This is a genomic window from Pseudomonas sp. NY15354, assembly GCF_048068075.1.
In the GTDB taxonomy this organism is placed as follows: domain Bacteria; phylum Pseudomonadota; class Gammaproteobacteria; order Pseudomonadales; family Pseudomonadaceae; genus Aquipseudomonas; species Aquipseudomonas guariconensis_C.
The window spans coordinates 14,542-39,504 of sequence record NZ_JBLUPV010000037.1 but is presented as its reverse complement, the minus strand read 5'-3'; the positions used below and the strand labels follow the sequence as shown (position 1 = coordinate 39,504).

The window sequence follows — 24,963 nt, the reverse complement described above, 5'->3', positions numbered from 1 at the left end:
TCGCAGGGGGCCGCTTCGCGCCCCATCGCAGGCTGTCGCCAGCGCCCACCGGTTCCCTCGTGGTCAGGGCAGGCGCAGGCGCAGGCGCGCTCAAATCCAGGAATGACGGGCAGGGCGGGTGCCGTTGAGGTGCCAGGCGCCGACGGCGTGGTACTTCCAGCGCACCGGGTCGTGCAGGGTGTGCACGCGGGCATTGCGCCAGTGGCGGTCGAGGTTGAACTCGGCGAGGGTGGCGCGGCTGCCGGCCAGCTCGAAGAGCTTCTCGCTGGCCTGCAAGGCCACTTCGGTGGTCAGCACCTTGGCCTCGGCCACGGCGATCGAGGCGCGGGCTGCCGACGCCTCATCCACCGGGCCGGCATTGACCTCGTCGAGCACCTGGGCGGCCTTGCGCAGCAGCGCCTCGGCAGCGTGCAACTCCAGCTTGAGGCGGCCGATGTCGGCGATCACATAGGGGTCGTCGCTGGCCCGGTCCACCTTGGCTTCGATCCAGGGGCGGGACTTCTCACGCACGAAGGTGATGGCATCTTCGATGGCCGCTTCGGCGATACCGGCATCGATGGCGGCCTGGATCAACTGCGAGGCCGCGCCCTGGGTATTGGGCACGTCGCGCTGGCGCCAGTTGTCCACCACGAGCTCGGCGTCAACCGGGACCTGGTCCAGCAGCACGGTGCCACTGGCGGTGGTGCGCTGGCCGAAGCCGGACCAGTCATCGACGATGCGCAGGCCCGGGCTGCCCCGGCGCACGAAGGCCAGGCGCTGGCGGCCCTCGTCATCCAGAGCCTTGACCGCCACCCAATGGGCGAACAGGGCGCCGGTGGAGTAGAACTTCTCGCCGCTGATGCGATAGCCCTCGCCGTCGCGGGTGATCCGCGCCTTGAGGGTGAGGGTGTCCTTGGTGCCGCGCTCAGGCCCGGCATTGCCGATACGCCAGCCGTCCAGCACGGAGCGGAACAGCGTGGCCTGCTGAGCCTCGGTGGCAGTCAGTCGCAGCAGTTGGATCATGCCGAACTGGTTCTGCGGAATCTGCCCCAGGGCCGGGTCGGCGGCGCTGATCACGCGGAAGACTTCGGCGATGGTCTGGAACGAGACCTCGGGGCCGCCATGGGCCTTGGGAATGCTGATGCTGCCCAGGCCGCTGCGGGTGAACTGTTCGATCTCGGTCCAGGGCAGCTTGCGCTGCTGGTCACGGCGCGAAGCCTGTTGGCGGGCCGCGTCGGCCAATTCCCGGGCGGCCTGGAGGGCCTCGGCGTCAGTGCGCAATACCTTGGCCGGCAGTAGCGGGGGTGAGCTGTCGAGATCGCTTGTGGACCAGACCATTCCTTACCTCACAAAAGTTGAAAGCGTCGCTGGCAGCGACAGACATTTGCTGGTCCGGTGGTCCGGTCTATATACCCTATTGGTTTATAAAAACTTTATGAACTAACTTTTTGGACTATCTATAGAAGGGCAGGTTTTGGTATCGCCCACGCGCACGCATTCGCGGGTAAACCCGCTCCAACAGAGCGTGCGTCGAACTCTGTGGGAGCGGGTTTACCCGCGAATGCGTCAGTGGTGACAGCGAGAAAATCAGCCCGCCGCAGTGCCCAGAAACTTACGCAGGAACTGCCGTGTCCGTTCTTCCTTGGGGTTGGCGAACAGCGCCTTGGCCTCGCCCTGCTCCACGATCACACCCTTGTCGAAGAAGATCACCCGGTTGGCCACGTCCCGGGCAAAGCTCATCTCGTGGGTGACGATGATCATGGTGCGCTTCTCCTCGGCCAGGCCGCGGATGGTCGCCAGTACCTCGCCCACCAGCTCGGGATCGAGCGCGGAGGTCGGTTCGTCGAAGAGAATCACCTCCGGCTCCATGGCCAGGGCCCGAGCGATGGCCACCCGTTGCTGCTGGCCGCCGGACAGGCGCCGTGGGTAGGCGTCTTCCTTGCCGGCCAGGCCGACCTTGGCCAGCAGGCGACGGCCCAGTTCGATGGCTTTGTCCCGGGGCGTCTTCTTGACGATCACCGGCCCTTCGATGACGTTCTCCAGGGCGGTGCGGTGAGGGAACAGGTTGAAGTTCTGGAACACGAAACCGGCCTGCTGGCGCAGGCGGCGGATCGCTCCTTGCTGACTGCCCAGCGAGCGGTTGGCGTCAATGCTGATGTCGCCGATCTGGATACGCCCGGCGTCGGGTGTTTCCAGCAGGTTGAGGCAGCGCAGGAAGGTGGTCTTGCCCGAGCCGCTGGGGCCGATGATGGCCACCACTTCGCCGGGCTGGACAGTCAGGTCGATGCCGTTGAGCACGGTCTGGCCCTTGAACTGCTTGGTCAGGCCTTCTACTACGATCATCTTCAGTGCTCCTGGTCGTGCTGGTTGACCCGCGCTTCCATGCGGTTCTGGAAGTGCGCAAGGATGGTGCACAGGATCCAGTAGATCACTGCCACAGCCAGGTACATGGTGAAGACTTCGAAGGTGCGCGCGGTGATCAACTGCGCCTGGCGGAACAGCTCAGGCACCTGGATGGTCGCCGCCAGGGCGGTGTCCTTGACCAGGGAAATGAAGCTGTTGCCCAGCGGCGGCAAGGCGGTGCGCATGGCCTGTGGCAGGATCGCCCGGCGCATGGCCTGGGTGCGGGTCATGCCGATGCTGGCGGCGGCTTCCCACTGGCCACGGTCGATCGAGGAGATCGCCGCGCGCAGGATTTCGCAGATGTACGCGGCCATGTTCAGCGAAAGGCCGATCAGCGAGGCCGGGATCGGATCGAGCTCGATACCGATCTGCGGCATGCCGAAATAGATCACGAACAACTGCACCAGCAGCGGCGTGCCCCGGAAGAACGAGACATACACCCGGGCCAGCCAGTCCAGCGGCAGGATCTTGGAACGGCGCATCAGGGCCAGGGCGAAGCCCAGGACCAGGCCGAAGAACATGCCGCCGACACTGAGCAGCACCGTGTAACCCGCGCCCTTGAGCAAGAAGGGCGCGGAGTCGATGACAAGTTGCAGGCTTTCGGAAATCATTTAGTGACGTCGGCACCGAAGTATTTCTCGGACAGCTTGGCCAGGCTGCCATCGGCCTTGAGCTTGTCCAGCGCCTTGTTGATCGCCGCGAGCAGCTCAGGCTCGCCCTTGCGCAGGGCCACGCCCGACTCCAGTCGCGAGAAGGCTTCGCCGGCAAGCTCGGTGTCCTTGGCTTTCTGGGCGTATTCCAGGGCGGCCAGGCGGTCGATCAGGATCGCGTCGATGCGACCGTTACGCAGGTCGGCGAATTTGCTCGGGTCGTCTTCATAGGTGCGTACGTCGGCTTGCGGGACGTCCTTCTTCACCCACTGCTCGTAGTTGGTCCCCAGGCCCACGCCGACTTTCTTGCCCGCCAGGTCTGCGGCTTTGTGAATGTTCAGTTGCTCGGCTTTTTTCTTCAGGATCAGGGCCTGGATGCCGGAGATGGTGTAGGGCTCGGAGAAGTCATACTTCTTCTTGCGCTCGTCGGAGATGGTCACCTGGTTGATCACCACGTCCAGGCGCTTGGACTCCAGCGCGGCGAGGATGCCGTCCCACTTGGTCGGCTGTAGCTTGACCTTGACGCCCAGCTCCTTGGCCAGCAGTTCGGACAGTTCAACCTCGAAGCCGGCGAGCTTGCCGTTCTCGTCAACGAAGCTGAAGGGTGGGTAGGTGCCTTCCAGGCCGACGCTGATGCTGCCTTTTTCCTGGATGGTCTTGAGTTGCTCGCCAGCAAAGGCTTGGCTGAACAGGCCGGTCCCCAGCAGAAGGGCCAGGCTGGCGTTGAGAAGAGGTTTGGCGAAGATGGTCATGTAGGGCCCCGCGCTTGTTGTGGAAGTAGTGGGTGGCGACTATAGGGGTGGCCTTTATAGGCCTGGAAATAATAAAAACTTCTTTTGTTATTTCTTTTTCTGAGTTTTGTCGGATTTGGCAGCATTGAGGGTAGGCGAGGAATACACACTCTGTCAGTGCTGCTTATATCCGACTTAGCGCAGGATGGAATAAAGCGTTGTTTTTTCCAAGCACTGGATTTGCCGTACAGTGAATTCCATAGCGCGGCCGCGTTCATGAAGGCCCGCACAGCCTCGATCCAGGAGACCACCGTGAGCGAACATCCATCCACCGGACACTGGCAATTGCAGAACATCGTCAGCGACCTGCGCAGCGCCCGTGAGCAATGGCGAACCCGCAATGGCCGCAGCAGCGGCGAGCAGGGCGGGCGCGAACTGCCCTCGCGCGAAGCGATGCGCCAGATTCTCGAGCAACTGTGTGGGGCGTTGTTCCCCATGCGCCTGGGGCCGGTGGACCTGCGCGAGGAGAGCGAAGACTTCTATGTCGGGCACACCCTGGATGCCGCGCTTACCGCGCTGCTGGCCCAGGCGCGCCTGGAGCTGCGCTACGCCTCGCGCCACGGCAAGGCCGAGGTGCAGGACGTCGACGCCCATGCCTTGCAGTTGATCCAGGGCTTTGCCGCCGCGCTGCCGAACTTGCGCGTGCTGCTCGATACCGACGTGCTGGCCGCCTATCACGGCGACCCGGCGGCGCGCAGCGTCGATGAGGTGCTGCTGTGCTACCCGGGGATCCTGGCGATCATCCACCACCGCCTGGCCCACCACCTGTACCGGGCCGGCCTGCCGTTGCTGGCGCGGATCAGCTCGGAGCTGGCGCATTCGGCCACCGGCATCGACATCCACCCCGGCGCCCAGATCGGGCCGAGCTTCTTCATCGACCATGGCACGGGCGTAGTGATCGGCGAGACCGCGATCATCGGCGAGCGGGTGCGTATCTACCAGGCCGTGACTCTGGGCGCCAAACGCTTCCCGGCGGACGAAACCGGCATGCTGCACAAGGGCGAGCCGCGTCACCCGATCGTCGAGGACGATGTGGTCATCTACGCCGGGGCCACCATCCTTGGGCGGATCACCATCGGCAAGGGTTCGACCATCGGCGGCAATGTCTGGCTGACCCGTAGCGTGCCGGCCGAGAGCAACATCACCCAGGCGAATCTGCAGTTGGAGTGCGAAGGGCAGAAATAGTCAGGATCTGACGCTTTCTAGCTCGCCCGGTTCGCGGGTAAACCCGCTCCTACAGGTCCGGCGCTGACGCCAAGATCGCGCTGGACTGGTAGGAGCGGGGTTACCCGCGAACATGTCGGAATTCACTGCAAATAATGGGTTCAGCGGTCGGGCAAGGTCGCGTTGAAAGCCGATCCGTGTTTAACTTGAACGCTTGTTCAAAGTAAAAACGCTGGTCCATTGCCGGTGTTCAACAGGAGGATCCCCTTTGCTGAACCCGTTCAATCCGAATCTTTCACCGCTGCATGAGGTGCGCGCCCAATGAGTGCACCGACCCCCTCCCTTGCCAATGGCAAGATCCGCATGAACCCTCCGGTGTTCTACTTCGCGGCAAGCTTCATCCTTATCTTCGGCCTGGTGGTCATCGCCAATCCCAAAGCGGCGGGCGACTGGTTGCTGGCGGCGCAGAACTGGGCGGCCAACACGGTCGGCTGGTACTACATGCTGGCCATGACTCTGTACCTGGTCTTCGTGGTGGTCACCGCCTTGTCGGGCTACGGCAAGATCAAGCTCGGTGCCGACCACGACGAACCCGAATTCAGTTACCTGTCCTGGGCCGGCATGCTATTCGCCGCCGGCATCAGCATCACCTTGTTCTTCTTCTGCGTTTCCGAGCCGCTCACCCACATGTTGCAACCGCCCCAAGGCGAGGGTGGCACGGTGGAGGCCGGGCGTCAGGCGATGGAACTGCTATTCCTGCACTGGGGCCTGCATGGCTGGGGCGTGTTCGCCTTCGTCGGCATGGCGCTGGCGTATTTCGCCTACCGCCACAACCTGCCATTGGCGCTGCGCTCGGCGCTGTATCCCTTGATCGGCAAGCGCATCAATGGGCCGATCGGCTACGCGGTCGATGGCTTCGGCATCATTGCCACGGTGTTCGGCCTGGGGGCCGACATGGGCTTTGGCGTGCTGCACCTGAATGCCGGCCTGGATTACCTGTTCGGTATCAGCCACAGCCAGTGGATACAGGTGCTGCTCATCGTCCTGATGATGGGCGCCGCGGTGGCCGTCGCGGTCGCCGGGGTGGAAAAAGGCGTGCGGGTGATGAGTGACATCAACCTGTTCCTGGCCTGCGCGCTGCTGCTGTTCGTGCTGTTCGCCGGGCCCACCCAGCACCTGTTCAACACCTTGATCCAGAACCTGGGCGACTACCTCGGCGCCTTGCCGCGCAAGAGCTTCGATGTCTATGCCTATGGCGAGAACCGCGACTGGCTGGGCGGCTGGACCGTGTTCTATTGGGCCTGGTGGATTGCCTGGGCGCCGTTCGTGGGGCTGTTCATCGCGCGTATTTCCCGTGGTCGGACCATCCGCGAGTTCGTCTTTGGCGTGCTGTTGATCCCGCTGGGCTTCACCCTGGCGTGGATGTCGATTTTCGGCAACAGCGCCATGACCCAGGTGCTCGACCATGGCATGACCGCCCTGGGCCAGTCGGCCCTGGAAAACCCGTCCATGAGCCTGTACCTGCTGCTGGAAACCTACCCGTGGAGCAAGACCGTGATCGCGGTGACGGTGTTCATCAGCTTCGTGTTCTTCGTCACGTCGGCGGACTCGGGCACCGTGGTGCTCTCCACGCTGTCGGCCAAGGGTGGCGATGCGGATGAAGATGGCCCGAACTGGCTGCGCATCTTCTGGGGCGCCATGACCGCGCTGATCACCAGCAGCCTGCTGTTTGCCGGGAGCATCGACTCGCTCAAATCGGCGGTGGTGCTGACGTCGTTGCCGTTCTCGCTGATCCTGCTGTGCATGATGTGGGGGCTGCACAAGGCGTTCTACCTGGAGTCCCAGCGCCAGATCGCGCAGATGCACTCGCTGGCGCCGTTCGCCGTGTCGCGCCGTGGCCGAGGTGGCTGGCGCCAGCGCCTGAGCCAGGCGGTGCATTTCCCGTCACGCGACGAGGTGTACCGCTTCATGGACGACGTGGTGCGCCCGGCCATTGGCGAGGTCACCGAGGTGTTCGTGCAGAAGGGCCTGAATGTGATCACCCAGGACGACCCGAGCCACGACAACGTCAGCCTGAAGATCGGCCTGGGCGAAGAGCAGCCGTTCATCTACCAAGTGCAGATGCGCGGGTACTTCACCCCGTCGTTCGCCTTGGCCGGGTTGGGCACCCAGGAGTTGAAGAACCGCCGTTACTACCGCGCCGAGGTGCATCTGTCCGAAGGTAGCCAGAACTACGACCTGGTGGGCTACAACAAGGAGCAGATCATCAACGACATCCTCGACCAGTATCAGCGGCACATGCAGTTCCTGCATCTGGTCCGCTAGCCCACTGGAGGCCCATTCGCGGCACAAGGCCGCTCCTACAGGCAGGAGCAGCCTTGTGCCGCGAACTCAGGCCAAAAAGGCCTCTCCGAGGAGCATCAGAACGGCGCATCCCCCAGGATGGTCGCCCGATGCATCACCCGCCGGCTCGGCCGGTAGTCATCCACCGCATAGTGCTGGGTCACCCGGTTGTCCCAGAACGCTACGTCATTCTCCTGCCAACGCCAGCGAATCGTGAATTCGGGGCGGGTCGCATGGGCGAACAGCAGCTTGAGCAGCGCTTCGCTTTCCTGCTCATTCAACTCGTTGATCCGCGTGGTGAACCCTTCGTTGACGAACAGCGCCTTGCGCCCGCTCACCGGGTGGGTACGTACCACCGGGTGCGACAGCGGCGGGTTGTTGCGCCGGGTGGTCTCCCAGCGCGCCAGGTCCTCAGGTGTGGTGCCGAAGCGCTCGAGCGGGAAGGACTTGGTGAAGTCGTGAGTGGCGCTCAAGCCATCGAGCATCTCTCGCAGCGGCGCCGACAGGGCCTCGAAGGCGGCAATGCCGCTGGCCCACAGGGTGTCGCCGCCAAAGGCCGGCAACTGCTTGGCACTGAGCACCGCACCCAGGGCGGGCGTGGGCAGGAAGGTCACGTCGGTGTGCCAGACCGCATTGTCGCGCACGTCGGTGACCGCAGTGTCGAGCACCAGCACCTGCGGGGTGTCCGGCACATTGGGGTAGATCGGGTGGATGTGCAGGTCGCCGAAGCGCGCGGCGAAGCGGGCTTGCTGCTCAGGGGTGATGGGCTGGTCTCGGAAAAACAGCACCTGGTGCTTGAGCAGCGCCTGCTCGATGGCATTGCGTTGCTCGACGCTTATGTCGCGGGAGAGGTCCACGCCACTGATCTGGGCGCCGAGCGCTGGGCTTAAGGGGGTGATGGTCAGGCTCATGTCGGTCTCGCTTGAAGGGTGTGCCAGTCGGTCCGCGAAAGGCGTTGCAGGGTCAGTGGCTTTGCCCATGCCAGGGCACCAGCTTGCGCTGGACCGCGCGCAGGCCCATCTCCAGGGCGAAGGCGATCAGGGCGATCAGCAAGATCCCCAGCACCACCACGTCGGTGACCAAGAACTGCGCCGCCGACTGCACCATGAAGCCCAGGCCGCTGGTGGCGGCGATCAGTTCGGCGGCCACCAGGGTCGACCAGCCGACCCCAAGGCCGATGCGAATGCCGGTGAGGATGTCCGGCAGGGCGCTGGGCAGGATCACATGGCGGATCAACTGCGCCTTGGTCGCGCCCAGTGACTGGGCGGCTCGCAGCTTGGCCGGGTCGACGGTACGCACGCCGGTGGCGGTGGCGATGGCGATCGGGGCGAAGATCGCCAGATAGATCAACAGCACCTTCGACAGCTCGCCAATGCCGCACCAGATCACGATCAGCGGCAGGTAGGCCAGCGGTGGGATCGGCCGGTAGAACTCGATCAGCGGGTCGAGGATGCCGCGGGCGACGCGGTTGTGGCCGATGGCCAGGCCGATCGGGATGGCGGTCAGCGTCGCGGCGAGCAGGGCCAGGCCGATCCGTGCGAGGCTGGCGCCCAGGTGCTGCCAGAGGCTGGCGTCCATGTAGCCTTGGGTGAGCAGCGTCCAGGCCTTGGCCAGGATGTCGGCGGGCGAGGGCAGGAACAGCGGCTCGATCCAGCCGGCGGCGGTCACCAGCCACCAGGCCAGCAGCAGGCTGGCCAGGGTCAGGGCACTGATCCAGCGGGTGGGCAACGGGCGGCGTACGTTGGCGGTGGGGGTTGGCCGGGCGACAGGTTTGTCGACGGCCGTCAGGTCCAGGCTGCTCATGCGGACTCCTGCCGGCGGGCGGCTTCGCGTTGGGAGAACACCCGCGTCAGCACGTGCTCGCGGGTCTCGATGAAACGAGGGTCGGACTTGATCGCCCGGGCCGACTCGCCTGCGGCGTAGCGCTGGCCGAAATCCAACTGCAGGCGTTCGACCACGCGCCCCGGGTTGGGCGCCAGCAACACCAGCTCGCTGGCCAGGAACACGGCTTCCTCGATGTCGTGGGTGATCAGGAACACCGGCTTGGCGGTGCGCTGCCAGACCTGCAGCAGCAATTCCTGCATCTGCTCGCGGGTGAACGCGTCGAGGGCGCCGAAGGGCTCGTCCATCAACAGCACGCGCGGGTCGGCGGCCAGCGCCCGGGCCAGGCCTACGCGCTGTTTCTGGCCACCAGAGAGTTGCCAGATGCGGCGTTCGCCAAATCCAGCCAGATCGACCAGCGCCAGCAGTTCACGGGCCTTGGCTTCGCGCTCGGCGCGGGCGATACCGGCCAGCTCCAGGCCGAAGGCCACATTGGCCAGGACATCCTGCCAGGGCAGCAGCGCGTCATCCTGGAACACCACGCCGCGCTCGGCTCCCGGGCCTTCGACCGGTTTGCCGTCGAGGGTGATGCGCCCGGCGCTGGGGGCGACGAAGCCGGCGATGAGGTTGAGCAGCGAGGTCTTGCCGCTGCCGGAAGGGCCCAGGGCCACCAGCAACTGGCGGGGCCCCAGACTCAGGGAGATGTCGGTCAGCACCGGGGCATCGGTGCCGGGGTACTGTGCGCTGATGCGCTCCAGTTCGAGCAAGGCCATGGCTGGCTCCGTCGTGTCGTGTAGTGCGAGGGTGGGAGGCTGCGCCGTTCTGTCGGAGCGGGTTTACCCGCGAATGCTGTTTTGAATTCACCGACGCATTCGCGGGTAAACCCGCTCCCACATGTTCTGCGCTGCGCTCGTCAGTTGGGTAGGTACTGGGCGCTGACGTAGGAGGAATAGTCCGGCAGCACCGCTTCGACCTTGCCTTGTTGCTTGAGGAAGGTGGCCGTGTCGGTCAAGGCCTGGGTGGTCGGTGCGCCCAAAGCACTGGCCTGGTCGGTGGCCAGCGGGTAGACGTTGCCTTGCAGCAGCACCGGGATGTCGGCGGGCTTGGCACCGGACAGTTTGGCCAGTTTGCTGACGTTGTCGGGGTTGGCCAGCCAGGCTTTTGGGTCTTTGCGGTAGTCGGCGTAGGCGTCGAGGGTGACCTTGGCGAACGACTTGACGATGTCCGGGTGCTTGGCGGCGAAATCCTTGCGCACGATCCAGGCGTCGAAGGTCGGGGCGCCTTTGCTGGCCAGCTCACCGGAGGTGATCAGCACCTTGCCGTTTTCCTTGGCCACGCCCAGGGCCGGGTCCCAGACGTAAGTGGCATCGATGTCGCCCCGCTTCCAGGCGGCGATGATCGCAGGGGGAGCGAGGTTGAGGATCTGCACCTTGGCGGGGTCGATGTTCCAGTTCTTGAGCGCGGCCAACAGGCTGTAGTGACCGGTGGAAACGAAGGGCACGGCGACTTTCTTGCCGACCAGATCCTGCGGCGTCTTGATGCTGTCGCGGGCCACCAGCGCTTCGCCTGCGCCAATCTGCGTGGCGATCAGGAAGGTTTCCACCGGCAGCTTGCGGGTGGCCGCGGCGGCCAGAGGGCTGGAGCCCAGGTAACCGATTTGGACGTCGCCCGAGGCCACGGCGGTGATCACGTCGGCGCCGTTGTCGAACTTGCGCCAGTCGATGCTGGCCTTGCTGGCTTTTTCATAGGTGCCATCGACCTGGGCGACCTTGGCCGGGTCGACGGTGGTCTGGTAGGCGACGGTCAGGTCGGCCGCTTGGGCGAGCCAGCTGGCGCTGGCGAGGGTCAGGGCGGCGAACAGGCGCAACGGAGTGTGCGGGATCATGGATGAGCTCCTCGTCAGGCAAATCAGGGTGGGTTGACGAAGAGACTAATTGATATAAGAAGTTAAAAATAAATAACTTTTTAGCATTAGCTTAGGTGCCAATCGTCAGGGCTTTTGAGCGAGGCGTTAGCTTCGCTGGCGAAGCCTGGAATGGCAGCTACGCTTTTTCGGTTTTGCGGGGGCGTGAAGACAGTTATTGGCAAACGTTTGCACATAACTGTTAGGAATAAAAAGATGCGATTTATACAGCTAATGGGAGCAAAGGTTTCAAATATATTCCTTAAAAATCTTAAAAAGTCATAAAACGGTCATTTTGGATTTATAGGATTGTCATTATCCTGTGGCGCAACCGGCGTCTTAGACCAAAGTCGCGAAACGATTGGTAACGATTGACTTCGCAGACACTGTTTGGTGCTAAATCGCCCAATCCATGGCGAGCGGGGCAACAGATCCTGCCGCTTGAGATGCACAAAAATTAGAACGTAGAGGAGCAAAACATGTACAAGTCCAGCCTGGCCCTGGCCGTGGCACTGGGGGTTCTCGCCCAACAAGCAGGTGCTGCCGGTTTCGTTGAGGACAGCAAGCTGTCCCTGAGCTCGCGCACAATGTACTTCGACAATGACAACCGGGAAGGCGGCAGCGACAACCGCGAATCGGGTCAGGGCTTCAAGCTCGACTATCTGTCCGGCTTCACCGAAGGCACCGTTGGATTCGGCGTCGATGTGCAGGCTTTGTGGGGCATTCATCTGGATGGCGGCAAAGGCCATCACCCGAACAGCAGCACGTTCTTCCCAAGCGACACTGACGGCTCCGCAGTAGGCCAGTGGGCTCGCGTTGGCGGCAACGCGAAGGCGCGTTTCTCCAAGACAGAAGCACACTTCGGCAGCGCCCTGGCACCGAACCTGCCGATTCTGGTTGCCAACGATGGTCGTCTGCTGCCTCAGACCTTTGAAGGGGGCACTATCACTTCGAAGGAAATCGACAACCTGACCATCAATGCCGGTCAGCTGACCCACGCGATGGGCCGTGCTTCGAGCAACCGTACCGGTCTGTCGGTTGCGGGCGGTACCCAGGACAGCAACAAGTTCCGCTACGGTGGCTTGGACTACAAGCTGACCAAAGACCTGACTCTGCAATACTACTATTCGAATCTTGAAGACTATTACAAACAGCACTTCCTGGGTGCTACCCACGTCTTCCAGATTGCCCCTGACCAGTCGTTCAAGACCGACCTGCGCTATTTCGATAGCAGCAGCGACGGGAAGAATGGCGACGCCGGCTACCAGTTCAGCAACAACGGCGGTTATGCCAAGAACAAAGGCGAGATCGACAACAAGACCTGGTCTGCCATGTTCACGTACACCCTGGGCGGCCACGCGCTCATGGTTGGCCACCAGCAGGTGGGTGACGATGGCGGTTTCGTCTGGTTGAACCAGGGTGACGTTGTCGACGGCAACGGCCGTAACGAAGGCAACGGCGGCGCCAGCTTCTACCTGTTCACCGATAGCATGGTCAACTCGTTCGCCCGCGCTGGCGAGAACACCACGTTTGGTCAGTACTCCTATGACTTCGCCAGCCTGGGCGTACCTGGCCTGAAAGCCTCCGTGGCTTACCTGCGCGGTGATGACATTCGCTATAAGTCCGGCAACGGCACCTACAACGAGTGGGAGCGTGACGCCCGTATCGACTATGTCATCCAGCAAGGTACCTTCAAGGGCCTGGGCGCTAGTCTGCGTCAAGGTGTCTACCGTGGCAGCGGTGAGTCGGGCGCTGACATGAACCAGACCCGTCTGATCTTCAACTACACTTACAGCTTCCTGTAAGCGGTAGGCATTAAAGAAGCCTCGTCTAGTGCGAGGCTTTTTTATGTCTGCAATTCGATATATTTAATAGTTATAAATAAATCAATATTTATTCTTTTTGTTTTTAATCGAATGCAGGCACATTGAACCCACAGACCAGACACAGCACAGGAGCCCACTCCCATGAGCCTCAAACTCGGTGACATCGCCCCCGATTTCGAACAGGAATCCAGCGCCGGCAAGATCCGTTTCCACGAATGGCTGGGCAATAGCTGGGGCGTGCTGTTCTCCCACCCGGCCGACTTCACCCCGGTGTGCACCACCGAGCTGGGCCTGACCGCCAAGCTCAAGGACGAATTCGCCAAGCGCGGCGTCAAGGCCATCGCCTTGTCGGTGGACCCTGTCGATTCCCACACCCGCTGGATCGATGACATCAACGAGACCCAGAACACCGTGGTCAACTTCCCGATCCTCGCCGATGCCGATCGCAAGGTCTCCGACCTGTACGACCTGATCCACCCCAACGCCAGCGACACCCTGACGGTGCGCTCGCTGTTCGTCATCGACCCCAACAAGAAGGTGCGCCTGACCATCACCTACCCGGCCAGCACCGGGCGCAACTTCAATGAAATTCTGCGGGTGATCGACTCGCTGCAACTGACCGATAACCACAAGGTGGCCACGCCGGCGAACTGGCAGGATGGCGACGAGGTGGTGATCGTGCCTTCGTTGAAAGACGAAGATGAAATCAAGCAGCGCTTCCCCAAAGGGTACCGGGCGGTCAAACCCTACCTGCGCCTGACCCCGCAACCGAATCGTTAAGGAATCCTCGTTGCATTGCTCTTAGCCATAGCAGGGATCTTTGGGCCGTTTCGACGGCCCTTTTTTATGCGCGTGCAGGTGGGGCAGAGGAAGTGGGGTCGCCTGGTTTTGTGGCGGCTGCGCAGCCGATCGCGGCGCAAGGCCGCTCCTACAGGCGCCACGCAGCTCAAGTCGGATATTTCTGAACCTCGAGCCAAGCGCTTCAGCCTTTTGCAAGTAACGACCTATCCTACGCACCTGCCGGAAGCCGCTGCATTGTTGGGGTTACACCCCAGGGATAACGTCGCCGGGTCGTCCTGTTTGGCGACCGGGTGTGAGAACCCGAAGACAGCTAAGGTTTCGGCATTTCCGTTATGGCAGCCGTGTACGGGCAGACCTCGGTCTGGCCGGGTTTTCCTTGTGTCCCGGTTTCTCACCCTGTGCACGGCTGCCACCTTGATCTCGTGAGAAAGAACCTGGGTGGTGGTTCCAACACCACATGAGGAATTTTTGAGCGATGACCGACAACTCAAGTACATGGAAAACCGCAGGCGTCCAGACCTGCCTGGACCTGTACCGCATCCAACCCGACATCCCCTTCCAGCAAGCCTTCGACGAACTCTCCGTGTTGCTGGGGTGCATTCGCCATCTGACCTGCGAGGCGGAGATGGAAGGCGACCAGATGTCAGGTAGCGCCGCCCGGATCCTCAGTGCCATGGCCAAGGCATTGATCGACGATATGGAAGTTGGGATGAATCGGGGCTGTGATTAGTGGCTCCGAGGCGCCCTCTTCGCGGGTAAACCCGTCCCCACAAGGATCACCGCCCGCCCTGTGGGAGCGGGTTCACCCGCGAATGCGCCAGTACATTCCCTATCGCATCCACAGGAGTACGCAGCGAAATCACTGAATCGACAAAATGGAATAAACAAATGAAAAAATATGATTTCTAGATATATGTGACCGCCTGTTAATGTCGATTCCATTCCAGCGGGGCCAACTCCTCGCGGCCCTGCAATCGAATCGAAGGAAGCGTTTTCATGCTGGTTGTTTCTCTCGGTGGTAGCCCCAGTACCCGTTCACGCTCCGGCGTGCTGCTCGAGCGTTCGCGCCAGTGGCTGCAGGATCGGGGCGTGGAGGTGGTGACCTTCCAGGTGCGCGAATTTCCGGCCGAGGACTTGCTCCACGCCCGCTTCGACAGCCCGCAGGTTCAGCACTTCCAGCAACTGGTGGCCCAGGCCGATGGCTTGGTGGTCGCCACCCCGGTGTACAAGGCTTCCTTCGCCGGTGCGCTGAAAACCCTGCTCGACCTGCTGCCTGAGCGTGCCCTGGAGCATAAGGTGGTCTTGCCGATCGCCACCGGCGGCAGCATCGCTCACATGCTGGCGGTGGACTACGCACTCAAACCGGTGTTGTCGGCACTCAAGGCGCAAGAGACCCTGCAAGGGATCTTCGCCGACGACAGCCAGATCGCCTACGGCGAACACGGCAAGCCCGCGCAACTGGCCGCCGCCCTCCAGGCGCGGCTCGAGGATTCACTGGAGCTGTTCCACAGCGCCCTGGCCCGACGCCCCAAACCCGTGGCCCCGGGCGTGCTCAACGAACGTCTGCTCACTGCCCGCTGGAGCATCTGAGCCCGCCTCATCGTTTCACCGTTTTTCCCACCTTACTCGCCCGCCAACGGGCAAGCAGGTGCAACCCGAACCCAACTCGCACAGGAGAGCGCCATGCGCACAGTCTTCTTGCGTCGTGGTCTGGTCGCCCTGTTTGCGGCGGCTGTGTCCTTCGGCGCCATCACCCAGGCCCAGGCAGAAAGCCTGCGTATCGGTTATCAGAAATACGGCACCCTGGTGCTGCTCAAGGCCAAGGGCTCGCTGGAAAAGCGCCTGGCCGAGCAGGGCATCCAGGTGCAATGGACCGAGTTCCCCGGCGGCCCTCAACTGCTCGAAGGGCTGAACGTCGGCTCCATCGATTTCGGCGTCACTGGCGAAACCCCGCCGGTGTTCGCCCAGGCTGCCGGTGCAGACCTGCTCTACGTGGCCTACGAGCCGCCTGCGCCGCACAGTGAGGCGATCCTGGTGCCCAAGGGCTCGCCCGTGCAGTCGGTGAAGGACCTCAAAGGCAAGAAGGTCGCCTTCAACAAAGGCTCCAACGTCCACTACCTGTTGGTCCGCGCCCTGGAAGACGCAGGCCTCAAGTACAGCGACATCCAACCGGTCTACCTGCCGCCGGCCGACGCCCGCGCGGCCTTCGAGCGTGGCAGTGTCGATGCCTGGGTCATCTGGGACCCGTACCAGGCCGCTGCCGAACAGCAGCTGCAAGCCCGCACCCTGCGCGACGGCAAAGGGCTGGTCGACAACCATCAGTTCTACCTGGCTACCCGCAAGTACGCCACGTCGCACCCGGCGGTGATCCAGACCTTGGTCGATGAAGTGCGTGCCATTGGCCAGTGGTCCCAAGCCAACCCACAGGAGGTCACCGATCAGGTCGCCCCGCTGCTGGGGCTGCCTGCCGACATCACCCTCACCTCGGTCAAGCGCCAGGGCTTCGGTGCCACGCCGCTCACGCCAGAGGTGGTCGCCGCGCAGCAGAAGATCGCCGATACCTTCCAGGCCCTGAAGCTGATTCCCAAGCCCTTGAGCATCAAGGACGTGATCTGGACACCCCCCGCCAAGGTCGCCACCGCGCCTTGATCGATTCGCTGCGGCCGGGGCTGTCCCCGGCTCGAGCCACCCTTGAGGAGACAACTCCAATGAGCCTTAACATTTTCTGGTTCCTACCGACCCATGGTGACGGCAAGTACCTGGGCACCAACGACGGCGCCCGCGCGGTCGACCATGGCTATCTGCAGCAGATTGCGCAGGCCGCCGATCGCCTGGGCTTTGGCGGCGTGCTGATCCCCACCGGACGCTCCTGCGAGGACTCCTGGCTGGTGGCCGCCTCGCTGATTCCGGTGACCCAGCATCTGAAGTTTCTGGTGGCGCTGCGCCCAGGGATCATTTCCCCAACCGTGGCCGCGCGACAGGCTGCGACGCTGGATCGCCTGTCCAACGGCCGCGCGCTGTTCAACCTGGTGACCGGTGGCGACCCGGAGGAGCTGGCCGGTGATGGCCTGCACCTGAACCACCAGGAGCGCTACGAAGCTTCAGTGGAGTTCACCCGCATCTGGCGCAAGGTGCTCGAAGGCGAGGTGGTCGATTACGACGGCAAGCACGTTCAGGTCAAAGGCGCCAAGCTGCTCTACCCGCCGATCCAGCAGCCGCGTCCGCCGTTGTACTTCGGTGGTTCGTCCGACGCTGCCCAGGACTTGGCTGCCGAGCAGGTCGAACTGTACCTGACCTGGGGTGAGCCGCCGGCTGCGGTGGCGGAAAAGATCGCCCAGGTGCGTGAGAAAGCCGCCGCGCAAGGTCGCGAAGTGCGCTTTGGTATCCGCCTGCACGTGATCGTTCGTGAGACCAACGAAGAGGCGTGGGCGGCCGCCGACAAACTCATCTCGCACCTGGACGATGACACCATCGCCCGTGCCCAGGCGTCCCTGGCGCGCTTCGACTCGGTGGGCCAGCAGCGCATGGCCGCCCTGCACGGCGGCAAGCGCGACAAGCTGGAGGTCAGCCCCAACCTGTGGGCAGGCGTCGGTCTGGTACGCGGCGGCGCCGGCACCGCGTTGGTGGGCGATGGCCCGACCGTGGCGGCGCGGGTCAAGGAGTATGCAGCGTTGGGTATCGATACCTTCATCTTCTCTGGTTATCCACACCTGGAAGAGTCGTATCGGGTCGCCGAGCTGCTGTTCCCGCACCTGGATGTGCAACGCCCCGAACAGCCCAAGAGCGGCGGTTACGTGAGCCCGTTCGGCGAGATGGTCGCCAACGACATCCTGCCCAAGTCCGTGGCGCAGAGCTGAGGGCCGGGCCATGAGTCGTGCAACTTCTTCCTGGTCGAAGCGCCTGGCACCCTGGGCCTTGCCTCTGCTGCTGTTGGCGGTGTGGCAACTGGCGGTCGCCAGCGGCTGGCTGTCGACCCGTATCCTGCCGGCGCCGAGCGCGGTGGTCAGCGCTGGCGTCGAGCTGGTGCGCAGCGGCGAGATCTGGACGCACCTGGCCATCAGCGGCTGGCGCGCGGCCCTGGGCTTTTTGATCGGCGGCAGTATCGGCCTGGTACTGGGTTTCATCACGGGCCTGTCGAACTGGGGTGAGCGCCTGCTCGACAGCTCGGTGCAGATGATCCGCAACGTGCCGCATCTGGCGCTGATCCCATTGGTGATCCTGTGGTTCGGCATCGATGAGTCGGCCAAGATCTTCCTGGTCGCGTTGGGGACGCTGTTCCCCATCTACCTCAACACCTACCACGGCATCCGCAACGTCGACCCGGCGCTGGTGGAAATGGCACGCAGCTATGGCCTGTCGGGCTTCGGCCTGTTCCGCCAGGTGATTCTGCCGGGTGCGCTGCCCTCGATCCTGGTGGGCGTGCGCTTCGCCCTGGGCTTCATGTGGTTGACGCTGATCGTCGCCGAGACCATCTCGGCCAATGCCGGAATCGGCTACCTGGCGATGAATGCCCGTGAGTTCCTGCAAACCGATGTGGTGGTCCTGGCGATCGTCCTGTACGCCGTGCTCGGCAAGCTTGCCGACTTGGCCGCCCGTGGCCTGGAGCGTGTCTGGCTGCGTTGGCACCCGGCGTATCAACCGGCGAAGAAGGAGGGCGCATGACCGTGCTCAAGGAACAACCACCGCGCCTACTGCGCGGTATCCCCCTGGCGGTCCAGGGCGTGCGCAAGACCTTCGGCCAGCGCGAGGTGCTACAAGGCATCGACCTGCACATTCCGGCCGGCCAGTTCGTCGCCATCGTGGGGCGCAGTGGCTGCGGCAAGAGCACCTTGCTGCGCCTGCTGGCGGGCCTCGATCAGCCCAGCGGCGGCCAACTGCTGGCCGGTGCCGCACCGTTGGCCCATGCCCGTGAAGAGACCCGGCTGATGTTCCAGGACGCACGCCTGCTGCCCTGGAAGAAGGTGATCGACAACGTTGGCCTGGGGCTTTCCGGCAACTGGCGCGCCGATGCGTTGCAAGCCCTGGAGGCGGTCGGTTTGGCCGAGCGCGCCAATGACTGGCCGGCAGCATTGTCGGGTGGCCAGAAGCAGCGGGTGGCCCTGGCCCGGGCGCTGATTCACAAGCCGCGCCTGCTGCTGCTGGACGAGCCGCTGGGTGCGCTGGATGCCCTGACCCGGATCGAGATGCAGCAACTGATCGAACGCCTGTGGCACCAGCACGGTTTCACTGTGTTGCTGGTCACCCATGACGTCAACGAAGCCGTCGCCGTGGCCGACCGGGTGATCCTGATCGAAGACGGCGCCGTGGGCCTGGATCTGACCGTCGACCTGCCGCGTCCGCGGGTACGTGGTTCGCACCGTCTGGCGGCGCTGGAAAGCGAAGTCCTCCACCGTGTTCTTGCCGTCCCGGGCACGCCGCCCGAGCCGGAACCTGTAGCCCCTTTGCCCACGCAACTGCGTTGGGCGCACTGAACCCAAGAAGCCCTAGAGAAGGAATCACATCATGACTATCAAAGCCATCAACGTACGCAACCAGTTCAAAGGCACCGTGAAGGAAATCCTCGAAGGCCCGGTGCTGTCGGAAATCGACGTGCAGACCGCCTCTGGCATCGTCACCTCGGTGATCACCACCCGCTCTGTGCGTGAGCTGGAACTGCAGGTGGGCAGCGAGGTGATCGCTTTCGTCAAATCCACCGAGGTGTCGATTGCCAAGCTGTGAGGCGTGACGCCCGGGCCGATTGCCGGCCCGGGCGTCAGCCGGTTCAGGCCTGGTTCGGGCGCAGACCGCCGAACAGGGTATTGGCCTGGGCTTCGGTCAGCGGACCGCGCCAGGCACCTGCTTTCTGGTTTCGCTCACTGGCCAGCTTCAGATGGCCGGCCTCCAAGCCGCCGAATTGCTGGCGTGGCCGTTTTTTGAAATGAAAATGCGCATACCAGAGGGCATTGCCCGTGGTGCTGTCGGTGACTTGGTACTCCTCCAGGTATTCGATGGGCTGGCCCTGCCTGTTCTTGGCCGGCTCGAGGACTCGCGACCACTGGAGGGTCACTTCGCCCTGGGTATTGAGGTATTCCAAGTGAGCGGCTTTGGGGTTTTGCGTGGCTTTTGTCTGTTCGATCCTCAAGCGTCGACCCAGCTCATCCAGTTGCGTAGCTGCCTGTTCCAGTCGGCTCACCACATCGAGCAAGGCATCGGTAATGCCTTCACCCGCCTGGTTGGTGATCGATGTGGCGAGTTCACGCAGCGGACTGGCGCAACCCTGTGCGTAGTCTTCCAGGTCTTGGGGAAGCATGTTCAGCGTTTTGTAGCGCTGCAGGGATGCTTCTGCTTTCGAGACTTTGGCCAACCGGCTCTGAGCCGCGGCTTCCAGTTGCTGCAGCGTGGCGTTGTAGTCTGGGTGGGCGGGTTGGTTGTTCCGCCATTTGCCTTTTGGCGTTCTGCTGAATGTCGCATGGGCTTCGTTCGTTGCAGCGTTGGCGATCTGCATCCGTCGCTCGCCATCCACCGTGGCCTGGTGGCCGATGTACAGTTGCTGGTCCTCGGTCTCGAACAGGCGCGGCTTGCTTGCGCCTTTGCGGGAGGGGGGAGGTGATGGGCGCGGAGCGGTCGCGGCGAGCGCCTGTTCCGTTTCGGTGTTCAGCAGCGACAGCTCTGTGCGCATGCTGCTGATCGCGTCGGCCTGGACATGCTTCGGGTAGTTGTCTTCCCAGATGCGCATGCGTGTATTGAAGCGTCGATAACGCTCGTGCAACTGGTTCAGGAGGCGGTGTTCCTCTCGACGACTGAGGTTGATCAACCACAGGTCACCATGACTGAACAGAGCGTTACGCAGTGCAGTGAGTTCATCGTTGAATTGACGCATGAACACGATGTCGAAGACCGCATCCGGGGTTATCAATGTCTTGCCTAGGACTGACAGGCGCACCACCCGATAACCGTTCGGATGCAGCGGAATTTCCAGTTTCTTAAGGGCATCCTTGTAATGCTCCAAGTTTTCGCCTCGCAATTTGCCGAGTAGCGTTGCGCTGCGCCGCAGTTCCTGTTCGATCTCGCCCAGTGTCATGGCCAATTCGCTGTACGTGCGCTGCATGCCGATTATATGGGCACGTACTTGAGCGGGAGAGGTGAGGGCATCAAGGGTGACGTCGTTGAATGGCGTGACTTCCTTGAACTTGGCGGACACGCTCTGGTTCAGCTGTTCGATCAGCTTTGGATGATGTCGTCCGATGTCGGATGCCAATTCGCTTATGATGTTTTTCGTATTGTCTCGGCCTATATCGGCACGCATGGATCTCAGGCGCTCCAGAGCCTGTTCATTAAAGTCCACGTAGATACGCAACTGGACCACCAGATCGTTCCGAGCGTGGTCGATCACGGCGGCTGAGGCTGGCTGCCCCACAGGGCCGTCGGGGCCCATGCCATGCGCTTGGTTAAGGGCCTCGGTCTTGGCCGAGAGCTGGGCCCTGTGGGTCTGTCTGGTAGCATGGATCTCGATCAGGATATCCATGGATGTCAATGGTCTTGGTCGCAGGCCGAGTACGCCACGCAAGGTTGTCAGGCCGCGATCGTACAGGGCGCTGATGTACGCACCTCCGCCCGCCAGGCCGCTGTCGACCAAATGACCGCTCAAGCTGCCGTGGGTTTCCCAGATGCCTGTGTCGCCGAGACGTACCGGCTGCTTGTAGGTGCGAGTGGACGTGGCTGTCAGGCGCCAGGTGAGGTCGGTTTCGTCCCATTCGACCTGGTAGTAGCGACCGTTGCGAACGATATAGTCGGTCTTGGACTTCACGTGGCGGTGAACACCCACGCCGTTGGCGTTCGGGTGGGCGGCCCAGCGTCCTGTCGGCACGTCGGTCTCATAGCCGCTGAAGGACGTCGAGCGTGTGGCGTGGGCAGCCCTGAGGGTGGTACTTGCCAGTTGCCTTTGCTGGGTTCGTACGCGTGCCGGCTGGCCTGTCTTGGCGGAAAGTACCGTGCCTGGCGTCAGATCCATCAAGGCGTCGATCAGCGACAGGAATACGCTGTTCAAATGCTCGATTCCGCTTGCCGAGTCGCCACGAAGAAACGCCTCGACGGCGTCGTTGGCGGCATGCCAGCCGTCATACAAGGCGATGGCTGAGCCCACCAGGGGCACGAAGCCCAAGGCCATCTTGATGTAGTCGTATACCCGACCATGGCGGATCGCTTCGGACTCCAGGTATAGGTCGACTTGGCTGCGGGATGAGGCGCGGTTCTCTTGGATCAGGCGGCCCATGAGCAAGTTCGCCTGGTAGGTGGCGAGCAGGCCAGGCAGCGCGATGCCTGGTGCGATGAACCCTGAAAAGCCTTTGCTGAGGGCCGTGTTGATGTAGGCCAGGTGCTTGGTCTCGGTATCATCGAGCGGCAGCTTGGCCAGGTACCTGCGTATGCTCTCGCCCAGCGCCATGCGCTCGAGGGCCCGGCAGGCCAGCGCTGGGGTCGCATGTTGGCTGATGGTCTTGCCGTCGGGCGCATCGGGCAGCAGCAGCAAAGTCGGGCCCGTCGCCGCTTGCAGCAGGAAAACACCCGAGAGGGTCACCGCTGTGCTGGTGCCATCGACTGCTGCGCCAGGACGCAGGGTCATCGAGTAGAAGTCGATGGTGCGGGGCTGGTCGGGATGCTCCTGCTCTTGGCAAAACAGTTCGAGCATGCGCTGACCCGCTTCGTCCAAGGCGTCCGGTCGGCTCAGTGTGGTGATCCTGAGTTGGTGCACGAAAGGCGCGCGCAAGGCTTCCTGGCGGTGCTCGCTTTCGAACACGGTCTCGCCTGGCAACCCTTTGAAGGTGTCCGTGATGCGCTTCTCGTAGGCGCCGGGCAGATCAAGCTTTTTGACCAGGTTGGCGATGTAGGTCAGGTTGACGCCCGCGCGAACCTTCGGCTCGACCGGGCCGTCGGAGAAAAGAATGTTGGCATTGGTCAGGCGCAGTTTCAGGTCATCGTCGAGCGCCCACAGCAGGAAATTCGGCAGCTCGATGGTGCTGCGCGACGTGCTGAACTTGACGACTTGCTTGACGGCGTGGCCAATACCGGACTCTCCCACAGGGATGCGTTGGCGGCTGATGCTGTCGGCGATATCCAGCTTGATGACCGGAACCGTCTTGGCTTCGAAGTCGGTGCGCAGTCGCTGTTCCAGTGCGTTACGGGCGAACTGTCCGCGTTCAGGGAGATCACGTTCAAGCAATTGGCTGGATGCCAGCATGGCGCCGCGTAGCGCCTGCACTTCGGCGGCCAGTTTGGCGTGTGAGGCTGAGTCCAGGCCGCGCAGCGACGTCAGCTTGCTGCCTATCAAGTCAGTCCGGTTTCGCTCGGCCTGACGGGCAAAGGCCTGGTTACGCGCCCGATTGATGCCCAGCCCCAGGCGTGTCTCGACCGTTTCCAGCGAGGGATCCTGCGGCAGGCTGGCCTGGATGGTTTGGATGCAATAGTCGAATGCATGGGTGGTGATCGGCTGGCAGACGAGCTCCAGAGATTGGGGATGATCGTACAGGGCATCGAGCAACGCCTCGGTACCTTGCGGCCAGGCACCCCGCATTAGGGATTCGGGCCAGGCGCCACATAGTGTGGCCTGCACGCGCTCGGCCAATTGCGCCTGGCTGGCAAGGTGTATGAGCCCGCCGTCACGCCCGGCCAGGAACAGCAGCCACGAACGATCCGGCTCCAGCGTGTCGGCTTCCGGCACGCCCTGCAATGCGAGCAGGCCGGTCAGCTGCCATGAGCTCGAACCTGTCTTGATATGTACGGCATAGGGTTGCACCTTGCGCTGAAGGCTCGGTTCAGGACGCTCCACGAGTTGCTCCACCCAGGCGAGGTGCTCGTCTTGCAGCTCGCCCAGCAGGTGCTGGAGACGAGCCTCGCCTTTGAGTGCGCGCGCCAGAAGCTGGCTCAGGTGATCGAGTCGGCTGACCTCTGCGAGCTGCTCGCTCCACGTTGTCGAGGAAATGTTCGCCGGCAACTGGGAAAACAACTGCTCAAACTGGGTCGCAACCGCCTCGAGCTCTGCGTGGTGTTCCCTGAGCGTGGCCATCTTGTTCGAGGACGGAGCGGTGTCGTCACCCAGGTAGGCTGCAAGAAACTGTTCCTGCCGGGCGACGCGCTGCTTGCGCCAACCCAAGGGCAGTGGGTGCGGTAGGGCGTCGAAGTGCAACTCATCGGCGGCCAGTTGCTGGTCATAGATGATGAGCGAATCGATCTTCTGTTCAAGTGTTCGAGGCAGGGCCGGACGTGGATCGAGTGCTCGCTTTTCTTCCCAGGCCTCAAGCGTCGTCCAATCCAGCGGATCGGTCTTGCTTTCCTGGGCAGCCTCGGTCAAACGGTTCGAAGTGATGCGCTGCTTGTGGGCCAGGACTTCATCGACCCATGCGGCAAACCCATCGCCCGTGGTGTCGATCCAGTCGATGGCACTGTCGTTGCTACTCGGTACCAGAGGTGCGGCGGGGTCGGGCCAGAGCATGTAGCGATCGGCATAGAGCCTCGCGCGCAGCTTGGCCTGGTCGGCGAATGTTTGGATTGTGGTGTCCGCGTCGGGCCTGTACAGCAGCCAGTGGTCTTTTTCAGACCGAGGCTTGATGAGCAGGGCGGTGGTGCAAGTATCGGCCTTGCCGTCGGGCTGTACCCAACGAACCAGAGCGTATTCAGGGGTTGGATCTGGCTGACCCTGGCGCCAGGCTGCTGCCTCGATATGATCGAGCCCGAGCGCTAGATCCAGGCTCGCGGCGAAATGCTCGCGCAGTAACTGCGCAGCGTGGTTTTTGCGGGAAACAGCCTTGCCTGGCATGCGGCCGGACCAGTAGCCGGTCCAGGCCGAGATGCCGGTTCCGGCCCAGACGGGCACCAGCCCGGACTGCCAGTCATCGGCTGTCCAGGTGGCATAGGGAGAGTCCTCAGGAAACCCCCAGGGCTGCCAATTGGCGAAGGGCGTGGCGAAGGTGGGGCTGGCAAGTACCCGGGCGGCCAGGGTCAACAAGGTGATTTGGCCGGTGTCATGTTTCAGGCCGCAGGCGTAGGGATCGACTTTAAAATGACGCTCGAGTTGGTCCTTCAAGGTGTCCTTGAGCCGAGGAGCTTGCGCCTCCAGAGTCTGCAGCGCCTTGGCTGCGTCTTGGCGGCGTTGCCTGGCGACGCGCAGCGCTTCGCCTCGACCCGCGCTGATTGCCGGCACCGGTGGGGTGAGTGCAGCGGTGGAGTCAAAGGACAAAAATTCGGACGGGGTGGTCTGGGGCATGCGTGCATCTCTCCGAAATCGTGGCATGTGGAGCCACTATTTCAGC

The 24,963-nt window shown here is 62.8% G+C and carries 20 protein-coding genes; 11 read left to right on the top strand and 9 right to left on the bottom strand.

The features are described 5' to 3' along the window. Positions 1-90: 90 nt before the first annotated feature. The 4 genes from ACNFCH_RS23485 to tcyJ all read right to left on the bottom strand — a co-directional run bounded on the left by ACNFCH_RS23485 (position 91) and on the right by tcyJ (position 3,784). Positions 91-1,317 carry an SfnB family sulfur acquisition oxidoreductase gene (locus tag ACNFCH_RS23485; RefSeq protein WP_337159388.1) on the bottom strand — a complete coding sequence of 409 codons (1,227 nt, stop codon included), beginning with the start codon at positions 1,315-1,317 and terminating at the stop codon, positions 91-93. A gap of 249 nt (positions 1,318-1,566) precedes the next feature. Next, positions 1,567-2,322 (bottom strand): L-cystine ABC transporter ATP-binding protein TcyN, encoded by a 756-nt coding sequence (gene tcyN / locus ACNFCH_RS23480; RefSeq protein WP_196167952.1) that lies wholly within the window; start codon positions 2,320-2,322, stop codon positions 1,567-1,569. A gap of 2 nt (positions 2,323-2,324) precedes the next feature. Then, positions 2,325-2,993: a cystine ABC transporter permease gene (gene tcyL / locus ACNFCH_RS23475; protein ID WP_070090823.1), complete on the bottom strand. Its 669-nt coding sequence runs from the start codon at positions 2,991-2,993 to the stop codon at positions 2,325-2,327. Beyond that, on the bottom strand, positions 2,990-3,784 hold the full coding sequence (gene tcyJ, locus ACNFCH_RS23470) for a cystine ABC transporter substrate-binding protein (protein ID WP_070090822.1): 795 nt from the start codon (positions 3,782-3,784) through the stop codon (positions 2,990-2,992). The genes tcyL and tcyJ overlap by 4 nt, the downstream gene beginning before the upstream one ends. A gap of 291 nt (positions 3,785-4,075) precedes the next feature. Here tcyJ and epsC point away from each other — a divergent pair, with 291 nt between their 5' ends. After that, positions 4,076-5,008, top strand: coding sequence for a serine O-acetyltransferase EpsC (gene epsC / locus ACNFCH_RS23465; RefSeq protein ID WP_416744086.1), 933 nt, complete (start codon positions 4,076-4,078; stop codon positions 5,006-5,008). A gap of 342 nt (positions 5,009-5,350) precedes the next feature. After that, positions 5,351-7,312, top strand: coding sequence for a choline transporter BetT (betT, locus tag ACNFCH_RS23460; protein WP_337159428.1), 1,962 nt, complete (start codon positions 5,351-5,353; stop codon positions 7,310-7,312). A gap of 95 nt (positions 7,313-7,407) precedes the next feature. Here betT and tauD read toward each other — a convergent pair whose 3' ends face one another. The 4 genes from tauD to tauA all read right to left on the bottom strand — a co-directional run bounded on the left by tauD (position 7,408) and on the right by tauA (position 11,036). Beyond that, positions 7,408-8,241 (bottom strand): taurine dioxygenase, encoded by an 834-nt coding sequence (gene tauD / locus ACNFCH_RS23455; RefSeq protein ID WP_337159390.1) that lies wholly within the window; start codon positions 8,239-8,241, stop codon positions 7,408-7,410. Positions 8,242-8,293: 52 nt separating this feature from the next. Continuing rightward, positions 8,294-9,133: a taurine ABC transporter permease TauC gene (tauC, locus tag ACNFCH_RS23450; protein WP_416744084.1), complete on the bottom strand. Its 840-nt coding sequence runs from the start codon at positions 9,131-9,133 to the stop codon at positions 8,294-8,296. After that, on the bottom strand, positions 9,130-9,924 hold the full coding sequence (gene tauB / locus ACNFCH_RS23445) for a taurine ABC transporter ATP-binding subunit (RefSeq protein WP_416744082.1): 795 nt from the start codon (positions 9,922-9,924) through the stop codon (positions 9,130-9,132). The genes tauC and tauB overlap by 4 nt, the downstream gene beginning before the upstream one ends. Before the next feature lie 140 nt (positions 9,925-10,064). Continuing rightward, the gene (gene tauA, locus ACNFCH_RS23440; RefSeq protein WP_337159393.1) at positions 10,065-11,036 is read right to left on the bottom strand and encodes a taurine ABC transporter substrate-binding protein; all 972 of its coding nucleotides are present in this window, start codon (positions 11,034-11,036) and stop codon (positions 10,065-10,067) included. Positions 11,037-11,533: 497 nt separating this feature from the next. Here tauA and ACNFCH_RS23435 point away from each other — a divergent pair, with 497 nt between their 5' ends. The 9 genes from ACNFCH_RS23435 to ACNFCH_RS23395 all read left to right on the top strand — a co-directional run bounded on the left by ACNFCH_RS23435 (position 11,534) and on the right by ACNFCH_RS23395 (position 19,399). Further along, positions 11,534-12,859, top strand: a complete 1,326-nt coding sequence (locus tag ACNFCH_RS23435) for an OprD family porin (protein WP_182816687.1) — start codon at positions 11,534-11,536, stop codon at positions 12,857-12,859. A gap of 162 nt (positions 12,860-13,021) precedes the next feature. Further along, positions 13,022-13,660 carry a peroxiredoxin gene (locus ACNFCH_RS23430; protein WP_043208283.1) on the top strand — a complete coding sequence of 213 codons (639 nt, stop codon included), beginning with the start codon at positions 13,022-13,024 and terminating at the stop codon, positions 13,658-13,660. 496 nt (positions 13,661-14,156) lie between these two features. Continuing rightward, a complete protein-coding gene (locus ACNFCH_RS23425) occupies positions 14,157-14,411 on the top strand; it encodes a DUF3077 domain-containing protein (RefSeq protein ID WP_070090815.1) in 255 nt (84 codons plus the stop codon). A 266-nt stretch (positions 14,412-14,677) separates the two neighbouring features. Then, positions 14,678-15,271: an NADPH-dependent FMN reductase gene (gene ssuE / locus ACNFCH_RS23420; protein WP_196163283.1), complete on the top strand. Its 594-nt coding sequence runs from the start codon at positions 14,678-14,680 to the stop codon at positions 15,269-15,271. A gap of 93 nt (positions 15,272-15,364) precedes the next feature. Then, positions 15,365-16,330 (top strand): sulfonate ABC transporter substrate-binding protein, encoded by a 966-nt coding sequence (locus ACNFCH_RS23415; protein WP_337159395.1) that lies wholly within the window; start codon positions 15,365-15,367, stop codon positions 16,328-16,330. A 59-nt stretch (positions 16,331-16,389) separates the two neighbouring features. Further along, the gene (gene ssuD / locus ACNFCH_RS23410) at positions 16,390-17,538 is read left to right on the top strand and encodes an FMNH2-dependent alkanesulfonate monooxygenase (protein ID WP_416744077.1); all 1,149 of its coding nucleotides are present in this window, start codon (positions 16,390-16,392) and stop codon (positions 17,536-17,538) included. Positions 17,539-17,548: 10 nt separating this feature from the next. Further along, on the top strand, positions 17,549-18,343 hold the full coding sequence (ssuC, locus tag ACNFCH_RS23405; protein WP_416744075.1) for an aliphatic sulfonate ABC transporter permease SsuC: 795 nt from the start codon (positions 17,549-17,551) through the stop codon (positions 18,341-18,343). Beyond that, positions 18,340-19,152, top strand: a complete 813-nt coding sequence (gene ssuB, locus ACNFCH_RS23400; protein ID WP_337159398.1) for an aliphatic sulfonates ABC transporter ATP-binding protein — start codon at positions 18,340-18,342, stop codon at positions 19,150-19,152. The genes ssuC and ssuB overlap by 4 nt, the downstream gene beginning before the upstream one ends. 31 nt (positions 19,153-19,183) lie before the next feature. Continuing rightward, a complete protein-coding gene (locus tag ACNFCH_RS23395; RefSeq protein WP_003255829.1) occupies positions 19,184-19,399 on the top strand; it encodes a TOBE domain-containing protein in 216 nt (71 codons plus the stop codon). Positions 19,400-19,442: 43 nt separating this feature from the next. Here ACNFCH_RS23395 and ACNFCH_RS23390 read toward each other — a convergent pair whose 3' ends face one another. Further along, positions 19,443-24,917: a hypothetical protein gene (locus tag ACNFCH_RS23390; protein WP_337159400.1), complete on the bottom strand. Its 5,475-nt coding sequence runs from the start codon at positions 24,915-24,917 to the stop codon at positions 19,443-19,445. Positions 24,918-24,963: the final 46 nt, after the last annotated feature.

Coding starts and splice junctions, on each gene's coding strand:
- ACNFCH_RS23485 (WP_337159388.1), bottom strand. CDS start 1,317: ATGGTCTGGTCCACAAGCGATCTCGACAGCTCACCCCCGCTACTGCCG.
- tcyN (WP_196167952.1), bottom strand. CDS start 2,322: ATGATCGTAGTAGAAGGCCTGACCAAGCAGTTCAAGGGCCAGACCGTG.
- tcyL (WP_070090823.1), bottom strand. CDS start 2,993: ATGATTTCCGAAAGCCTGCAACTTGTCATCGACTCCGCGCCCTTCTTG.
- tcyJ (WP_070090822.1), bottom strand. CDS start 3,784: ATGACCATCTTCGCCAAACCTCTTCTCAACGCCAGCCTGGCCCTTCTG.
- betT (WP_337159428.1), top strand. CDS start 5,351: ATGAACCCTCCGGTGTTCTACTTCGCGGCAAGCTTCATCCTTATCTTC.
- tauD (WP_337159390.1), bottom strand. CDS start 8,241: ATGAGCCTGACCATCACCCCCTTAAGCCCAGCGCTCGGCGCCCAGATC.
- tauC (WP_416744084.1), bottom strand. CDS start 9,133: ATGAGCAGCCTGGACCTGACGGCCGTCGACAAACCTGTCGCCCGGCCA.
- tauB (WP_416744082.1), bottom strand. CDS start 9,924: ATGGCCTTGCTCGAACTGGAGCGCATCAGCGCACAGTACCCCGGCACC.
- tauA (WP_337159393.1), bottom strand. CDS start 11,036: ATGATCCCGCACACTCCGTTGCGCCTGTTCGCCGCCCTGACCCTCGCC.
- ACNFCH_RS23435 (WP_182816687.1), top strand. CDS start 11,534: ATGTACAAGTCCAGCCTGGCCCTGGCCGTGGCACTGGGGGTTCTCGCC.
- ACNFCH_RS23430 (WP_043208283.1), top strand. CDS start 13,022: ATGAGCCTCAAACTCGGTGACATCGCCCCCGATTTCGAACAGGAATCC.
- ACNFCH_RS23425 (WP_070090815.1), top strand. CDS start 14,157: ATGACCGACAACTCAAGTACATGGAAAACCGCAGGCGTCCAGACCTGC.
- ssuE (WP_196163283.1), top strand. CDS start 14,678: ATGCTGGTTGTTTCTCTCGGTGGTAGCCCCAGTACCCGTTCACGCTCC.
- ACNFCH_RS23415 (WP_337159395.1), top strand. CDS start 15,365: ATGCGCACAGTCTTCTTGCGTCGTGGTCTGGTCGCCCTGTTTGCGGCG.
- ssuD (WP_416744077.1), top strand. CDS start 16,390: ATGAGCCTTAACATTTTCTGGTTCCTACCGACCCATGGTGACGGCAAG.
- ssuC (WP_416744075.1), top strand. CDS start 17,549: ATGAGTCGTGCAACTTCTTCCTGGTCGAAGCGCCTGGCACCCTGGGCC.
- ssuB (WP_337159398.1), top strand. CDS start 18,340: ATGACCGTGCTCAAGGAACAACCACCGCGCCTACTGCGCGGTATCCCC.
- ACNFCH_RS23395 (WP_003255829.1), top strand. CDS start 19,184: ATGACTATCAAAGCCATCAACGTACGCAACCAGTTCAAAGGCACCGTG.
- ACNFCH_RS23390 (WP_337159400.1), bottom strand. CDS start 24,917: ATGCCCCAGACCACCCCGTCCGAATTTTTGTCCTTTGACTCCACCGCT.